This window comes from Flavobacterium sp. FlaQc-28 (assembly GCF_044007415.1).
Taxonomy (GTDB): domain Bacteria; phylum Bacteroidota; class Bacteroidia; order Flavobacteriales; family Flavobacteriaceae; genus Flavobacterium.
Genome location: NZ_JBIPCM010000028.1, coordinates 1 through 349, shown reverse-complemented (window position 1 = coordinate 349; position 349 = coordinate 1). Strand labels below are relative to the sequence as shown.

General features: G+C 44.1%; 1 pseudogene. It reads left to right on the top strand.

The features are described from left to right. A pseudogene (locus tag ACHRVL_RS23035) lies at window positions 1-349 on the top strand (hypothetical protein); the annotation flags it as partial.

Genomic DNA, 349 nt, shown 5'->3' with positions numbered 1-349 from the left:
CCGACTACAACAGACAATTGCGCAGGAACGATAACAGGGACTACAACAACCCAATTTCCAATTACAACGCAGGGCGAAAGCGATGTTACATGGACATTTGATGACCGAAACGGCAACACAACAACCGCAGTTCAAAAAGTAATTTTAAAAGATGTTACAGCTCCAATAATTCCAACTTTAACAGCAGTAACAGCAGAATGTTCCGTTGATTCATTACCCGCGCCGACTACAACAGACAATTGCGCAGGAACGATAACAGGGACTACAACAACCCAATTTCCAATTACAACGCAGGGCGAAAGCGATGTTACATGGACATTTGATGACCGAAACGGCAACACAACAACCG